This is a genomic window from Frankia umida (assembly GCF_023242945.1).
Lineage (GTDB): Bacteria > Actinomycetota > Actinomycetes > Frankiales > Frankiaceae > Frankia > Frankia umida.
In genome coordinates, this window is record NZ_JALKFT010000016.1 from 101,895 (window position 1) to 117,193 (window position 15,299).

Below are 15,299 nucleotides of genomic sequence, written 5' to 3' on the forward strand. Positions count from 1 at the left end.
GACGGCGTCCACCCCCCTCGGCTCGGCCGGGTCCGACCGGCGTGGCCGATGACCACGGGAGCACCCACCGGCCGCCGCGGCGAGCTGGCGGAGTTCGGTGCGACCGTTGGCAAGATCGCCTGGTCGATCGTGGGGGCGATAGTCGCGGCGATCGTGACCACTCCGTTCAACGGCCAGCCTGTGCACCTGACCGCGGTGGCCGTCGGCGCCGGCATCACCGCGCTGATCACCGAACGTGGCCACCGGCCCGGGACCGTGGTGCTGATCGCCCTGTTCGCCTGGATCGCCACCTGCGGAGGCGCCACCGCGCTCGCCGAGAAGTGGCCGGGACTCCACGGCAGCGTGCCGACCCTCGCCCCACCTGATCCACCCGATCCGACGCCCACGCCGGACACCACCACCCCCACGTCGGACCCCACCACGCCCCCACCCACCACGCCCCCACCCACCACGATCGCGAGACGCCCGATCGTCACCGCCAGCGTCACCTGCCCAGGCCCCTGCGAGCCGATCGTGGTCACCGGCGTTGGCAAAGTACCGGTCGCCATCACCAGTGTCGACTTCAGCGACAACGATGCCAGGACCTTCAGAATCACCCACAACGGGTGTGCGCACGTCATCGTGAAACCCACGGCCTCCTGCACCATCGACGTCGCCTTTACCGGCATCCCCGGCACCCGCACCAGCCGGGCGGTGCTCCGCGTCCATGAGAAGGCGCTCCGCGACGACCCGAACGAGGTTGTCCTCACCGGTGCACCCGCCGTCACCGACCAGCCCACCGGCGGTGGAAACGGGCCATCCCCGACCGACGGCCCCGGACCGACCGACGGCCCCGGACCGACCGGCACGCCGACCACCGGGCCAACCGCTGTCCTGGGCGCCGCAGGCGGCGGTACACGCGGCGGTAACTGAGCCCCATCGATAGCCGATCCGAACTCCACGGGGACGGCCGGAACTCGTCAACGTCGTTGATTATCTTGATCGCCCTCCAGGTGACCCGGTGTCGTGAGCGCGCACCCCCGCTTGAGGCGGTTGACAAACTGTTCGACGACTGTGAGGTGCTTGTACCGTTCAAGGCCTGACGTGACGGGCCTACGGGGGTCGCGGGAGCGGGCTACGTCACGATGATCACGATGAGGGTGCGGGGGCCGTGGACGCCCTCGACGCGGCGCAGTTCGATATCGCTGGTGGCGGACGGGCCGCTGATCCAGGTCAGGGGGCGGCCGGCGCGCACGGACGGGGCGAGTACGGCCAGGGCGTCGGGGACGTCGGCGACGATCTGGTCGGCCCGCACGACGCAGACATGGCGGTCGGGGACCAGGGTGAGGGCGCGGCGGCCCTGGCCGGGGCCGTGGTCGAGCACGAGGGTGCCGGTCTCGGCGATGGCGACCCGGGCCTCGGTGACGACGGCGTCGATCCGGTCGAGGTCGGCGGCGGTGCGCGCACCGTCGTCCACCAGAGCGTCCGGGATGGGGAGGGGGAGATCCGCCGGCACGATGACGGACGCGCCCGGCACCAGTGCGGCGGTGACGGTCCGCGCCAGGTCGGCCGGGGCGCACCGGGTCACGGTGGCTCGGTAGTCGGCGACCCGTTCGGCGAACAGGCCGACCACATCGCCCACCGTGTGTCGCCGCGCGGCCGGCCGCGGAGCCACCGAGGCGGACGGAACGATCTCGGGTTCGGCACCGGGGTGGGAGACGGAGTCGGACGGGGAACCGGAGCCGGGCGGGGAGACGTCGGACAGGGCCGCTCGGATGTCGGCGAGGATCTGGTCGCGGGCGCTCATCGGGTGCCTCCGTCGGTGCGTTTCCACCACTGGCGGAAGGTTTCCCGCGGGGCGGGTGGGAGGTCGCGGGTCGAGGTCCAGGCGGCGGCGCCGACGCGGCGGGCGAGCCAGAGGCCCAGGCGGGTGAACCGTTCGCCGCCGGCGAGGCGCCGGGCGTCGCCCAGGCCCACGGCGGCGGCCTTCATCGCGACCGCCTCGGGGGTGGGCAGGCCACCGCGGTGCGCGTCGACGACCTTCGCCCGCTGGTCGACCAGAACGGAGGGGATGTCGATGCGGACCGGGCACGCTTCGAAGCACGCACCGCACAGGGTGGAGGCGTAGGGCAGCGCGTCGATCTGCGCGCTGTGGCCGACGCCGCGCAGCAGCGGGTTGAGGATCGCGCCGATCGGGCCGGGGTAGACCGAGCCGTAGGCGTGGCCGCCGGTGCGCTCGTAGACCGGGCACACGTTCAGGCACGCCGAGCAGCGGATGCAGCGCAGCGCCTGGCGTCCGGTCTCGTCGGCCAGGGCGCGGGTGCGGCCGTTGTCGAGCAGGATGACGTGCACCTGCTGGGGGCCGTCGCCGGGGGTCACCCCGGTCCACATGGAGGTGTAGGGGTTCATCCGCTCGCCGGTGGACGACCGGGGCAGCAGGCGCAGCAGCGGGTCGAGGTCGTCCCAGGTGGCGACGACCTTCTCGATGCCGACCACGGAGATCAGCATCTCGGGCAGGGTCAGGCACATCCGGCCGTTGCCCTCGGATTCGACGACGACCAGGGTGCCGGTCTCGGCGACGGCGAAGTTGGCGCCGGAGACGCCGACCTTCGCGCGCAGGAACTTCTCCCGCAGATGGTCGCGGGCGGCGGCGGCGAGCACGGCGGGGGTGTCGGTGAGGTCGGCGGGGGCGGGGCGGCCGGCCGCACCCATCGCCCGCAGGAAGATCTCGCGGATCTCGGCGCGGTTGCGGTGGATCGCCGGGACCAGGATGTGCGAGGGCAGGTCGTCGCCGAGCTGCACGATCAGTTCGGCGAGGTCGGTCTCCCAGGCGGCGATGCCCTCGGCGGCCAGCGCCTCGTTCAGGCCGATCTCCTGGGTCACCATCGACTTGACCTTGATCACCTCGTCGGCGCCGTGCGCCCTGACCAGCCCGGCCACGATCGCGTTCGCCTGCGCGGCGTCCCGTGCCCAGTGGACGGTGGCGCCGTTGGCCGTGAGTGTCTCCTCCAGCCGCAGCAGCTGGCGGTCCAGGGAGCGCAGCGCGGTGTCCTTCGCGTCGGCGCCGGCGACCCGCAGTGCCTCCCAGCCGCCGTCCACGCTGGTGTCGACCTCGGCGACGAGCGCGGCGCGTCGGTCCCGGATCGTGCTGGTGGCGTGCGCCAGGTTGCGTCGCAGCTGGGCGTCGGCGAGTTTCTCCCGGGCGGCGGCCGGGAACGGCGGCATCCCGACGAAGGTCGCGCTCATCCGGTCACCGCGAGGATCCCGCGGACGGTGGCGCTCACGCGGTGGCCGCCAGCACCTCGGCGAGATGGACGGTGCGCACCCCGGCCCGCTGGCGTGAGAGCAGCCCGCCGATGTGGGCCAGGCAGGAGTTGTCCCCGGCCACGAGCACCTCGGCGCCGGTGTTGCGGACCTGGCGGGCCTTGTCGGTGCCGATCGCGATGGACGTGTCGGCGTTCTTGACCGCGAACGTCCCGCCGAAACCGCAGCATTCGTGCGCGCCGGGCAGTTCGAGCAGGGTCAGGCCGCGGACCTGTTCCAACAGCCGGCGCGGACGGTCGCCGACCCCCAGCATCCGCAGCGAATGGCAGGTCGGATGGTAGGTCACCGTGTGCGGGTAGTAGGCGCCGACATCGGTGACGCCCAGCTGGTCGACGAGGAACTCCGACAGTTCGTGGACCCGCGGCGCCACCGCGTCGACCGCGGCGCGCAGCCCCGGATCACCGGCCCGGCGGGCGACGATCGCATGCTGGTGACGGGCGCAGCCGGCGCAGGACGCCGACGGGGTGACCACCGCGTCGTAGCCGGCGAACACCCGGGCGAAGGTACGCACCACCGGCACGGCCTCGTCGAGGTAGCCGGTGTTGACCATCGGCTGGGCACAGCAGGTCTGCCCCGCCGGGAACTCCACGTCGACCCCGAGACGGCGCAGCAGGGTGACGACCGCCTGCCCCGTCCGGGGATACAGCGCGTCGTTGACGCAGGTGATCATCAGTGCGACCCGCATACCCGCGCTCCTGTCCTGCGGCCGGTCGGCAACACCAGGTGCTCTGCCGGATTCTGCCCGCTCACCGGGCCCGGCAGGTGCCGTTTCGGCGCCCTCCCCGCGCCGCGGCCCGCGGAACGGGTGGGCCGGGTGAGCCGGGTGAGCTCAGCGGGGCGGCGCGGCGGTGGGCGGCGCGGACGTGGGTGGCGCGGGGGTGGGTGGCGCGGGGGTGGGGGGTGCGCCGGGTGGGATGAAGGGGAGGCCGGGGGGTGGGCCGTTGTCGAGCAGGCGGCGTAGGGCGGCGGTGTCGAGATGGTCGGCGACCAGGTCGCCGAGGGCGTCCAGGCGGCGGGCGCGGACGGCGGCGAAACTGACGGTGCCCGGGACGAACGCGCGGCCGGCGTCGGCCGCGACGCCGCGCAGGTAGGCGCGGCGGAACCCGTCGTTCTCGAGCAGACCGTGCCAGCTGGTGCCGGCGACGGCGCCGACGCGCACCCCGTCGGCGGCGAACGTGGTGGCGCCGGGATGCTCGGCGCGGGTGAGCCGGCCGTGGCGGATCTCGTACCCGCTGATCGGATGGCTGGCCGGGCCCGTCGACCCGGGGGCGTCCTCCGGACCGGTGCCACCACCGACGCCACCGACGCCACCCACGACACCGCGGGCGGTGCGGCGGCCGAGGAGTTTGGCTGGTTCGAAGACGGTGGTGACCGGCAGCAGGCCGAGGCCGTCCACCTCGCCGGCACCGGACTCGACGTCGTCGACGATGCGGGTGCCGAGCATCTGGTAGCCGCCGCAGACGCCGAGCACCGGGCGTCCGGCGGCGGCGCGGGCGCGCAGGACGTCGGCGAGGCCGCGTCGGCGCAGCCAGGCGAGGTCGGCGACGGTGGAGCGGGTGCCGGGCAGGATGACGAGGTCGGCGTCGGCCAGGTCGTCCGGGCGGGTGGCCAGGCGCACGACGACCCCGGGTTCGGCGCGCAGCGCGTCGACGTCGGTCACGTTGGACAGCCGCGGCAGCCGGATCACCGCCACCCGCAGTGTCTCCCGCCCGCGCCGCGCCTGGCCGCCGTCGGGGTCGTCGTCGGGGTCGTCGGGGTAGGCGGCGAGGTCGAGGGAGTCCTCGACGTCGAGCCACAGCCCCGAGCGGAACGGGACGACGCCGTGCACCGGGCGGCCGGTGAGCGCCTCGATCTGGCGCAGGCCGGGTTCCAGCAGCCGCGGATCACCCCGGAACCGGTTGATCACGAAACCGCTGATGAGGGCCTGGTCGGCCCGGTCGAGCAGGGCGAGCGTGCCGAACAGGGCGGCGAACACCCCGCCCTTGTCGATGTCGCCGACCACGATGACCGGCAGGTTCGCCGCGCGGGCCAGGCCCATGTTGGCGATGTCGGTGTCACGCAGGTTGATCTCGGCGGGGCTGCCGGCGCCCTCGCAGATGACCGCGTCGAAGCGGGAACGCAGATCGTCCAGGCAGTCGGCGACGATACCGGCCAGGCGCGCCTTGTGCGGACGGTAGCCGAGCGCGTCCACCTCGGCGACGGGTTGGCCGAGCACGACGAGCTGGCTGTGCCGGTCCCCGCCCGGTTTGAGCAGCACCGGGTTCATCGCCGCCTCCGGTTCGACCCCGGCCGCGGCGGCCTGCATCGCCTGCGCCCGGCCGATCTCCGCGCCGTCGGCGGTCACCGTCGAGTTCAACGCCATGTTCTGCGCCTTGAACGGTGCGACCCGCACCCCCTCGCGGGCCAGCCACCGGCAGATCCCCGCGGTCAGCACACTCTTGCCCGCATCCGACGCGGTCCCCGCGACCAGCAGTCCCCCGCCTTTGGACGCCACCGGTCATCCCCTCCCGTGCTGTGCCTGCGGTACCTGCCGTGCGTGCTGTGTGTGCCGTGGACGTCGGGGCTGCCGGGACCGTCGCAGGGTTCGGGACGTCACGAGGGCCCGCAGGGTGGACGCGGCGGCGGCGGCGAGCACCGTCACGGCGAGGCTCACCGCACCGGTCGCGGCGGACAGCCGGGCCGCGGCGGCGATGTCGGTTCCGGTGGGTGCCCGGCCAAAACCCAGCTGCGGACGGTGTTCGACCCGGTAGGGGTAGCGCAGCTCACCGCCGAGGCGCAGGCCGAGCGCACCGGCGAACGCCGCCTCGACGGGGCCCGCGTTGGGGCTGGGATGGGAGCGTCCGTCCCGGCGCAGCACCCAGTAGGCGTCCACCGGGTTCCCGCCGACCAGCGGTGCGCACACGCAGGCCGCGAACGCGCCGATCCGCGCCGGGATGAGGTTGGCCAGGTCGTCCAGGCGGGCCGCGCAGGAGCCGAACCGTTCGTAGCGGGGACTGTGATGGCCGATCATCGCGTCGAGGGTGTTCACCGCCCGGTAGGCGGCCAGCCCCGGCAGGCCCGCGACCGCCCCCCACCACAGCGGTGCGACGACCGCGTCGCAGGTGTTCTCGGCGATCGACTCGATCGCCCCGCGGGCCAGCGCCGACTCGTCCAGGTTCGCCGGGTCGCGTCCGCACAGGGTCGGCAGCAGCGTGCGCGCACCCGTCAGATCCCCGTCGGCCAGCGCCGTCCCGATCCGCCGTCCGGCCCGGCGCAGCGACGTCCCGCCCAGCACCACCCAGCCCAACCCGGCCGTGGCCAGCAGCGACGGCACCGCGGACGGGTGGGTCGGGCGCCGGGCGAGCCGACGGTCGGTGACGGCGGCGGGGAGGGTGACGGCGGCGACGAGCAGGGCGGTGTGCAGGGTCCCGGCGAGACGGCTGTCGCGGTAGGACGTCGCCTCGACGCGGGCGGCGACCCCGCCGAAGCCGGCGACGGGATGGTGGCGCGCCGGGTCGGCGAGCAGCGCGTCCAGGATCGCGGCGAGCACCAGACCACCGAGGCGGGCACGCGCCGAACACGGGGCGGCCGGCGGGAAGGCGGCGGGCACGGAGGGTGCGCTGCTCAACTTGCCATGGCGTAGGCGACGACGCCGCGGCGCAGGGCGTCCATGGCGGTGCGGGCGGTGCGGCGGACCCGGGCGTCCTCGGGGGCGATCTTGGAGATCTGGTCGAGGAGGTCGAGCAGCTGGCGCATCCAGCGGACGAAGTCGCCGGCGGTGAGGTCGACCGCGCTGCTGGTCAGGACCCGCTCCAACGGACGTCCGCGGGCCCAGTCGTGGGCGGTGACGGCGAAGCCGAGTTCGAGGGGACGCAGGAACTGCAGGCGGTGACGGGCCTCGGTGGCACCGAGACGGTCCGCGAGGCCGGCCATCCGCTCCAGGCAGTCGGCCAGCACCGCGCCGCCGGGCAGGGCGAGCGCGGCCAGGTCCTCACCGCGTGGTTCGAACACCAGCGTGGACACGGCGGCGGCGAGCGCGGGGGCGTCGAGGTCCTCCCACAGCCCGGCCCGGACGCATTCGGCGACGAGCAGGTCCTGCTCGCAGTAGACACGGGCGAGCAGCCGGCCGGAGTCGGTGACGGCGTCACCGTCGAGGTAACCGAGTTCGGTGAGCGCGGCGCGGACCCGGTCGAAGGTCTTCGCGACGGTGTTGGTGCGACCCTCGACGGAGCGGGAGATACCGGCGGTCTCCTTCTCCAGTTTGCTGGCCCGCTCACCGGAACGCAGATGTTCCTCCCGGCGTGGGCACTCGTGCACCGGATGGGCGCGCAGGGCGCGGCGCAGCCGGGACAGTTCGGCGTCGTCGGCGGCGGCGGCGCGGATCTTCGCCCGGCGGCCGGGCGCGGCACCCTCGTCGGCGTCCAGCCCGGTGGCGCGCAGCGAGGAGGCGAGGTCGCGACGCGACTGCGCCGAACGCGGGTTGAACGAACGCGGCACCCGAACCCGGCCCAGGGGTTCGACGGCGTTCGGGAAGTCCGTCAGCGACAGCCGGCGGACCTGCCGGTCTGCGGTGAGCACGACCGGGCGTGGTCCTTCGGGCGCCGAGGCCGAGGAGCTGTCCGCGTCGAGGACGACGGCCAGGCCACTGCGTCGACCGGCGGGCACGAGCACCACGTCGCCGGTGCGCAGCCGGGCGAGCGCGGCCACCGTGTCGGCGCGTCGGCGCGCGCTGCCCTCCCGCGACAGGGCCGTCTCGCGGGCTTTGATGTCGCGGCGCAGCTGGTCGTACTCGGCGGCGTCGCCACGGTCGCAGGACAGCGCGGCGCGTAGTTCGGCGACGGCCTCGAGGTTGCGGGTGACGGTGCGGGCGAGACCGACGACGTCCCGGTCGGCCTGGAACTGGGCGAACGAGCTTTCCAGCACGGCGCGGGCCCGGTCGCGCCCGAGGCGTCCGACGAGGTTGACGGCCATGTTGTAGGACGGCCGAAACGACGAGCGCAGCGGGTAGGTGCGGGTCGAGGCGAGCCCGGCCAGCGCCAGCGGGTCGAGCCCCGACTGCCACAGGACGACGGCGTGGCCCTCGACGTCGATGCCGCGGCGCCCCGCCCGGCCGGTGAGCTGGGTGTACTCGCCGGCGGTGATGTCGACGCGGCTCTCGCCGTTGAACTTCGTCAGCCGTTCCAGGACGACGGTGCGGGCCGGCATGTTGATGCCGAGGGCGAGGGTCTCGGTGGCGAACACGACGCGGACCAGGCCCGCGACGAACAGCTCCTCGACGATCTCCTTGAAGGTGGGCAGCATGCCGGCGTGGTGGGCGGCGATGCCGCGTTCGAGACCTTCCAGCCATGGCCAGAAGCCGAGCACACCGCGGTCGGCGTCGGGGATACCGGCGGTGCGCTCACGCACGATCGTGCGGATGCGCTGCTGTTCGGCCGGTCCGACCAGGCGCATCCCCGTGCGCACGCAGGCGGTGACGGCGCTGTCGCAGCCGACCCGGCTGAACACGAACACGATCGCCGGCAACAGCCCGTCGCGGTCCAGGCGTTCCACCACCTCGGGACGCCCCGGTGGTCGCGCCGTGCGCCGCCGCGCCGCTCCCGGGCCGGCCCCCCGGCCACGGCCCGCGCCCGCGGGGTAGCCGCCGGCCAGCATCCGGCTCTCGTCGCGGGCCAGCCGCACCAGGTCCGGGTTGACCACACGCCCCCCGGTCAGCGCCGCACTCCCCCGCGCACCGTTGCTCCGACGATCCGCCCGGTTCCGCTGACCGCCCCGTTCCTGCTGGCCCGCACTGCCCTGCTGACCCGCACTGCCCTGCTGACCCGCACTGCCCTGCTGACCCGCACTGCCCTGTTGACCCCCACGGTCACGCCGCCCCGGCCGGTCCTGCTGACCCGACCGGTCGTACTGACCCGCGCGGCCTGGCCGGATCGAACCGTCACCCGCCGTCCCCGCCAGGGACACCCGGGCCTGGACACCGCCACCGGCGTCGGCGAGGTTGTGCTCGGAGGCGGCGCGGGCCAGCGCGGCGGCGGCGCCGTCGGGACGGCCCGTCGCATCCTCGAGGAAGAGATCGTGCAGGGTGCGTTCGGCTAGCACGTGCTGCCACAACGGAACGGGCCGGTGATCGCTGACGACCACCCGCGTATGTCCCCGCACGGTGATCAGCCACTCGCCGAACTCCTCGGCGTTGCTCACCGTCGCCGACAACGACACCAGCCGGACGTGCGCCGGCAGGTGGATGATGACTTCCTCCCACACCGCCCCGCGCTGCCGGTCGGCCAGGTAGTGCACCTCGTCCATGACCACATAACCGAGGTCGGCGAGGTCGCTGCCGTCGGCGGGGCCGGCGTAGAGCATGTTGCGCAGCACCTCGGTGGTCATCACCACGATCGGCGCCGAGCCGTTGCGGACGGTGTCGCCGGTGAGCAGGCCGACGGCGGCGGCACCGTAGCGGGCGGCCAGGTCGGCGTACTTCTGGTTCGACAGCGCCTTGATCGGCGTCGTGTAGAAACAGCGGGTGCCGCCGCGCAGCGCTAGATGGGCGGCGAACTCGCCGACGACCGTCTTGCCGGCACCGGTGGGTGCGGCGACGAGCACACTGTCGCCGGCGACCAACGCCACCAGTGCCTCATGCTGGAACGGGTCAAGCCCGAACGCGAGGCTGGCGGCGAATTCCTCGAGAGCCTCGGGCGCCGGGGACACGTCACTCACCCTACGCCGACACGCCGACAGTCCGGCGTGTCGGCCGGGGCGGCGCTCAGGTGATGTCGCCGGCGTCGCCGCCGAACGTCCCCGCGCCGCCCACCCGGGTGGCAGCGCCCTGACCGGCCCCGACCGGGGACACTCCGACATCGCTGGACGACCCGCCGCCCGCGGACGTCCCCGCGCGCCCGGCCGGTCGGGAGCCGACCGCCGCGTCGTCGAGGTCCAGCGAGGACGTCTCGTCGTCGCCGAGGTCGGCGTAGGGCGACTCCGAACCCCGGCGGGTGCGACGCCGGTCGTTGAGCCAGCCGATGATCAGCGCCACCTCGTAGAGGATCACCATCGGCAGGCCGAGCGCCAGCATGGTGAACGGGTCCTGGCTGGGGGTGACGATCGCGGCGAACACGAACACGAGGAAGATCTCCGCGCGCCGCCAGGACCGCAGCCGCGCGGTGGTGACCACCCCGGCGAGGTTGAGCATCAGCACCAGCAGCGGCACCTCGAACGACAGTCCGAAGATCAGCAGCATGGCCTGCACGTAGCTGAGGTACCGGTTGCCGTCCAGGACGCTGACCAGGCCGTTGCCGCCGAAGCCGAGCAGCAGGCTCAGCCCGGTGGGCAGGGTGAGGTAGGCGAACAGCGCGCCGGTGGCGAACAGCACCAGGGAGACCCCGACGAAGGTCAGTGACCAGCGCCGCTCATGCCGGTGCAGACCGGGTGTGATGAACGACCACAGCTGGTAGAGCCACACCGGCGAGGACACCACCGCGGCCGCGATCGCCGAGATCTTCAGCCGGATGGTGAAGGCGTCCAGAATGCCGAAGAAGTACAGCGTGCAGTCACCCGTGGCCTGGCCGTTCGCGCTGAAGCGCTTGCTCGCCGGCAGATCGCAGTAGGGCTCCTTGAGCCAGTTGAAGATGTGCGGCTCGACGATGAAGCACACCACGAAGGCGACGCCGAATCCCACCAGTGCGATCGCGACCCGGTTGCGCAGCTCACGCAGGTGTTCGGTGAGCGGCATCCGGCTTTCCTCGACCGTGCGGGTCCGCCGGTGGTTCGCCGCGGCAAGGAGCCTGCGCGGCGTGGGGATGCCTGGCACGGCGGCGTCTCCTGGTCGAGGCAGTGGTGAGAAGGGTGGGATCCCGGGCCGGCCCGGGAGGCCGGTGGGCGGTGGCCCCGACGGGACGACCCGCCCGGCGCGGCCGTTCAGTGCTTGTCGGCCGCCGGGGCCACACCGTTGGCGGCGGTGCTCACGCTCGGCACCACGATCGCCTCGGCCGGGGCCTCGATCTGGCGCGGCGCGGGGGTGGCGACGGGCTCGGGGGCCGGCGACGGCTCGTCGTCACGCAGGCCCTTCGTCTCGGCCTTGAAGATCCGCAGGGAGCGACCGAACGACCGGGCCGCATCCGGGAGCTTCTTCGATCCGAACAGCACCAGGATGACGAGCGCGATGATGATGATCTCGGTAGTGCCCAGGTTCGGCATGGTCGGTATCCTCCGATGAGCGGTACCGGCCCGTTTCGTCGACCGGTGCGATCGATGCTACGTGCGTCAGCCTAGGAGGCAAGAGGCGGCGTTTGGGTGTCCCGCGGATGACGGCTGAGCAACGACGCGTTTCTGGCGGGCACGAGACGGATCTGTCAACTCAGTGTAGCCAGATCCGGATGTGCCACCAGCCCGCCGTCCATGAACGTTTCCGGCGGCGGTGCGGTGGCCGCAGGCACACGACCCGGGACGACACACCGCTACCCGTCACCGGTCGGTCAGGGTGTGCGTTCCGCCAGCCGGGAGGTGACCTCGGCATGGTCGAGCCGCTCGGACAGGGCCGAGGTGTCGGCGGCGAGCCCCGACACCCGCGACGACAGTTCACCCAGGGCGCGACGCGCGGCCCGGACCTTCTGCCACACCCGCCAGGCGCACAGGACGAGCAGCAGCAGGCCACCGACGATCAGCACCAGGTACACGAGCGCCCACAGCATGCCGATCACCCTACCGGCCGTCCGCGGACGCGCCCGCCCCGCCCGTCGCGCCCGGGCCGGCGGGCTCCCCCGCACCGGTGGTACCCGTGGCATCCCCGCTGTCCGCCGCCACCGTCGCGGCCCGCGGTAGCGCGCGATCAGGCTCGTCGAGCGCCGGACCGTCGACCGCCGGACCGTGGGCGGACGGACCGCGGGCGGACGGACCGTAGGCGGCCAGTGCCCGGCGGGCGAGGCGGCGGACCTCCTCGGCCAGCGCCGCCGGCGCCGCCACCCGGACATCCGCGCCAAGCCCCAGGACCAGCCGGTGCAACCAGGTGGTCTCCCCCGCGTACAGGGTCACCTCAAGGCCGCCGCCGCCCAGCTCACGGGCGTCGGTCACCGGGTAGTAGTCGGCCACCCAGCGAGCCGGCGGAGCCAGTTCGAGCACCACCCGGACATCCCCGGGCCCAGGCTGGTAGACGCCGCCGTCACCCACCTCCCGGGACACCGCGTCGGGCGGCGGATCGGCTGGAACGTCGAGCAGCCGCACCCCGTCGAGCCGGTCGAGCCGGAACAGCCGGACGGCCTCGGCCCGGTGGCACCATCCTTCCAGATACCACCGACCCTCACGGACCAGCAGACGCATCGGGTCGACGTCGCGTTCGGTCAGCTCGTCCCGGGACCACACGAGGTAGCGCAGATGCACCCGGCGCCGGTCACGCAGCGCCTCCTGCAACACCGCCAGCACCGGTTCGGGCTCGCCCGGCTCGGACGCGCCCGCCTCGGACGTGGTGGTGCGCGCCGCGGTCGTCCCGGGGGCGGCGTCCAGGCTGACCCGCACCTGCCCGGCGAGCCGACCCGACGATCCGACGGCCCGCTCGAGCTTCTCCAGCGCCCGGTCGAGCGCGTCCCGGCCGGCCAGGCCCGGGATGTCGGCGAGCGCGCGGGCGGCGACCAGCAGCGCGGTCGCCTCGTCGACGGACAACCGCAACGGACGGTCCAGGGTCTGCGGATCGGCGACGGTGATCTGATCCCCGGAGTAGCTCAGGTCGATGAGGTCACCGGGCGCCCCACCCGGCAGCCCGCAGACGAACAGCAGGTCCAGGTCGTTACGCAGCTGCCCCTGGGTGATCCCGAACGTCGCCGCGGCGTCCGCCAGCGACACCCCCGGATGCGCGCGCAGCCACGGGACGAGGGCGAGCAGCCGGGACAGCCGCTCGGTCGCCGAGCTCACCGCCCCTCGCCCTCGGCGGCAGGCCCCGCGGCGGCCCGCAGCCGGTCGATGACGGCGGTACGCAGCTCCGGCGGGTCCAGGACCAGCACGTCCGGGCCGGAGCCGACGATCCAGCGGGCGAACCGCTCGGTGTCGGTGAACGTGCGTTCCAGCAGATCCATGTCCGCGGGAAAGACCGGACGGGGACGGGCCGGCGGGATGCAGCCGGTCGACACCGCCTGGGCGCCGCGGCGCAGCGCGTGGCAGGTGCCCTGGCGCACGGCCAGGGTGGCGGTCCGGACCCGTTCGGCGGGGGCCTGCGCGGAGACCATCGCGCTCAGGTCGACATCCGCCGGGACGACCACCGCGCCCGCCGGGCCGACCAGCCGCACCGCCCCCGCGACCCGGGACAGCCGGAACACCCGTTCCGCGCCGCGATGCAGATCGTGCCCGACCAGATACCAGCGGCCCCGCCACGACAGCACACCCCAGGGTTCGACGTGCCGCTCGACCACCTCGGCGTCGCCGACCTTGCGGTAGGGAAAACGGATCACCCGCCCGGTCTGCACCGCCGCCAGACACGCCTCGAACGCGGGTTCGGCCGCGTCCACCCGCGGCTCGAACCCGTCGAGCATCCCGAGCCCGACCGCCGCGGCCCCGCCGGCGTCCGCGTCGGGGCGGGTCTCGCCGACCGTCGCGGTGCCGCCGCCCTCGCCACCTGCGGGCACGGACACGCCGCTGGCGGCGAGTTTGCGCAGGGCGCTCGCGGCCGGCCCGGCCAGGGCCGCGACCGACCACAGCGATCCGGCGAGCGCGAGCGCGGCCGCCTCGTCCGGTGCGAGCGCCAGGTCGGGCAGGGCGTAGTCCCCGCGGTGGATGCGGTAGCCGACCTCGTCGCTGAACACCGAGCCCCGCCCGGTCTCCAACGGAATGCCGATCTCACGCAGATACGCCTTGTCCCGTTCGAACATCCGCCGGAACGCGTCCTGCTCCTCGGCGGTGACGCCGGGCTCGTACCCCTCGACGAGCTCCCCGAGTTCCGACACGGCGAGGAACCGCGACGTGGCCATCAGACACATCGTCAGGTTCAGCAGGCGTTCCACCCGGCGCCGGGACACAGCCGTACAGGCTAGTCGCCCGCCGGCGGGCACCCGCTGCCGCCCCCACCGACATACCCGCGGCCCGCGGCGGGCAGCCCGCTGTGGGCTGACCGCCGCGGGATGACCGCCGCGGGATGACCGTTGAGGCCAGCCGTTACGGCTGGCCGGCGCCGGCGCCGCCGGAGGCACCGTTGTCGGACGACATGCCGGGGCCGGCGGTGGCGGCGTCGACGTCGAGCAGGTCGACGACGAAGACCAGGGTGTCGTCCGCGAGGATCGTGGGCGGCTGGCCGCCGGCCGGGCCGTAGCCGAGCGCCGGTGGGATGAGGATCTCGCGCCGTCCGCCGACCTTCATCCCGTCGATGCCACGGCCGAACCCGGTGATCGTGCCGGCGAGCGGAAACGTCGCGGCCTGCCCGGAACCGGCAGCGCCGGAACCACCGGCGCCGGGGGCGGGCCAGGTGGAGTCGAACTCCTGGCCGTTGCGCCACAGCACACCGGTGTACTGGATGGTGACGGTGCTCGTCGCGTCGGCGGTGGTGCCCGTGCCGGTGACGAGATCACGGGTGAGCAGGTCGGTGGGGGCGCTACCGTGCCCGGCGGCGATCCGCGGGGCGGCACGCAGGTCGGTTCCGTCCGTGACGGCGGGCAGCCGCGAGGTGTCCGGACGCGAGGACGCGGGCGCGGCGGCGGTGCCGTCCGGCGCGGTGGACGCCGAGCAGCCGGCGAGGGCGGCGACCAGCAGCGCGGGGGCGAGCACGGCCCCGACCAGCCGGGCTCTGGTTCCCGGAGCACGGCGTCGCCGTCCCGAGTGGGCACCGGGACGACGTCCGACGGCAACGCCGGGCTGGGTAGGGACGCCGGCAACACGACGTGAGACGGATGTCACAGGGGAAGGGTTCCTCGCTGGCGGGGGTGGGTTCGGGCACGCGAGACAGATGGTCGCACGACCGAACCCGGTCACACCCGAGGGGCACGCGGGTGCGACCGACCCGACCGACCCGACCGACCCGACCGACACCGCGGCGAGCGGACGGGCGGGCG

13 protein-coding genes are annotated in these 15,299 nt (G+C 74.0%); 1 reads left to right on the top strand and 12 read right to left on the bottom strand.

The window, feature by feature from the left end:
* Positions 1 to 48 precede the first annotated feature (48 nt).
* Positions 49 to 912, top strand: coding sequence for a hypothetical protein (locus MXD59_RS16605; RefSeq protein ID WP_248825623.1), 864 nt, complete (start codon positions 49 to 51; stop codon positions 910 to 912).
* Between the two features lie 202 nt (positions 913 to 1,114).
* Here the strand turns inward: MXD59_RS16605 and MXD59_RS16610 are convergent, their stop codons facing one another.
* The 12 genes from MXD59_RS16610 to MXD59_RS16665 form a co-directional block, all read right to left on the bottom strand.
* Positions 1,115 to 1,786: a LutC/YkgG family protein gene (locus MXD59_RS16610; RefSeq protein ID WP_248825624.1), complete on the bottom strand. Its 672-nt coding sequence runs from the start codon at positions 1,784 to 1,786 to the stop codon at positions 1,115 to 1,117.
* Positions 1,783 to 3,225 (bottom strand): lactate utilization protein B, encoded by a 1,443-nt coding sequence (locus tag MXD59_RS16615; RefSeq protein ID WP_248825625.1) that lies wholly within the window; start codon positions 3,223 to 3,225, stop codon positions 1,783 to 1,785. Before MXD59_RS16615 ends, MXD59_RS16610 begins: the two co-directional genes overlap by 4 nt.
* Positions 3,226 to 3,259: 34 nt before the next feature.
* Entirely contained in the window at positions 3,260 to 3,988 is a 729-nt protein-coding gene (locus MXD59_RS16620) for a (Fe-S)-binding protein (protein ID WP_248825626.1), read from the bottom strand.
* A gap of 144 nt (positions 3,989 to 4,132) precedes the next feature.
* Complete coding sequence (locus MXD59_RS16625; RefSeq protein ID WP_248825627.1) at positions 4,133 to 5,797, bottom strand: cobyric acid synthase; 1,665 nt, start codon at positions 5,795 to 5,797, stop codon at positions 4,133 to 4,135.
* Positions 5,798 to 5,800: 3 nt separating this feature from the next.
* A complete protein-coding gene (locus tag MXD59_RS16630; RefSeq protein ID WP_248825628.1) occupies positions 5,801 to 6,910 on the bottom strand; it encodes a cobalamin biosynthesis protein in 1,110 nt (369 codons plus the stop codon).
* Positions 6,907 to 9,984, bottom strand: a complete 3,078-nt coding sequence (locus tag MXD59_RS16635; RefSeq protein WP_248825629.1) for a DEAD/DEAH box helicase — start codon at positions 9,982 to 9,984, stop codon at positions 6,907 to 6,909. The genes MXD59_RS16630 and MXD59_RS16635 overlap by 4 nt, the downstream gene beginning before the upstream one ends.
* 55 nt (positions 9,985 to 10,039) lie before the next feature.
* Positions 10,040 to 11,083: a twin-arginine translocase subunit TatC gene (gene tatC, locus MXD59_RS16640; RefSeq protein ID WP_248825630.1), complete on the bottom strand. Its 1,044-nt coding sequence runs from the start codon at positions 11,081 to 11,083 to the stop codon at positions 10,040 to 10,042.
* Between the two features lie 107 nt (positions 11,084 to 11,190).
* Positions 11,191 to 11,469, bottom strand: coding sequence for a Sec-independent protein translocase subunit TatA (gene tatA, locus MXD59_RS16645; RefSeq protein ID WP_248825631.1), 279 nt, complete (start codon positions 11,467 to 11,469; stop codon positions 11,191 to 11,193).
* Between the two features lie 278 nt (positions 11,470 to 11,747).
* Entirely contained in the window at positions 11,748 to 11,963 is a 216-nt protein-coding gene (locus MXD59_RS16650; protein ID WP_163548156.1) for a hypothetical protein, read from the bottom strand.
* A gap of 10 nt (positions 11,964 to 11,973) precedes the next feature.
* A complete protein-coding gene (locus MXD59_RS16655; RefSeq protein WP_372512108.1) occupies positions 11,974 to 13,176 on the bottom strand; it encodes a helix-turn-helix transcriptional regulator in 1,203 nt (400 codons plus the stop codon).
* Positions 13,173 to 14,225, bottom strand: coding sequence for a helix-turn-helix transcriptional regulator (locus tag MXD59_RS16660; protein WP_248825632.1), 1,053 nt, complete (start codon positions 14,223 to 14,225; stop codon positions 13,173 to 13,175). The genes MXD59_RS16655 and MXD59_RS16660 overlap by 4 nt, the downstream gene beginning before the upstream one ends.
* A 184-nt stretch (positions 14,226 to 14,409) precedes the next feature.
* Positions 14,410 to 15,015, bottom strand: a complete 606-nt coding sequence (locus MXD59_RS16665; RefSeq protein WP_248825633.1) for an FKBP-type peptidyl-prolyl cis-trans isomerase — start codon at positions 15,013 to 15,015, stop codon at positions 14,410 to 14,412.
* Between the last annotated feature and the right edge of the window lie 284 nt (positions 15,016 to 15,299).

Coding starts and splice junctions, on each gene's coding strand:
- MXD59_RS16620 (WP_248825626.1), bottom strand. CDS start 3,988: ATGCGGGTCGCACTGATGATCACCTGCGTCAACGACGCGCTGTATCCC.
- MXD59_RS16650 (WP_163548156.1), bottom strand. CDS start 11,963: ATGCTGTGGGCGCTCGTGTACCTGGTGCTGATCGTCGGTGGCCTGCTG.
- tatA (WP_248825631.1), bottom strand. CDS start 11,469: ATGCCGAACCTGGGCACTACCGAGATCATCATCATCGCGCTCGTCATC.
- MXD59_RS16610 (WP_248825624.1), bottom strand. CDS start 1,786: ATGAGCGCCCGCGACCAGATCCTCGCCGACATCCGAGCGGCCCTGTCC.
- MXD59_RS16615 (WP_248825625.1), bottom strand. CDS start 3,225: ATGAGCGCGACCTTCGTCGGGATGCCGCCGTTCCCGGCCGCCGCCCGG.
- MXD59_RS16660 (WP_248825632.1), bottom strand. CDS start 14,225: ATGGCCACGTCGCGGTTCCTCGCCGTGTCGGAACTCGGGGAGCTCGTC.
- MXD59_RS16605 (WP_248825623.1), top strand. CDS start 49: ATGACCACGGGAGCACCCACCGGCCGCCGCGGCGAGCTGGCGGAGTTC.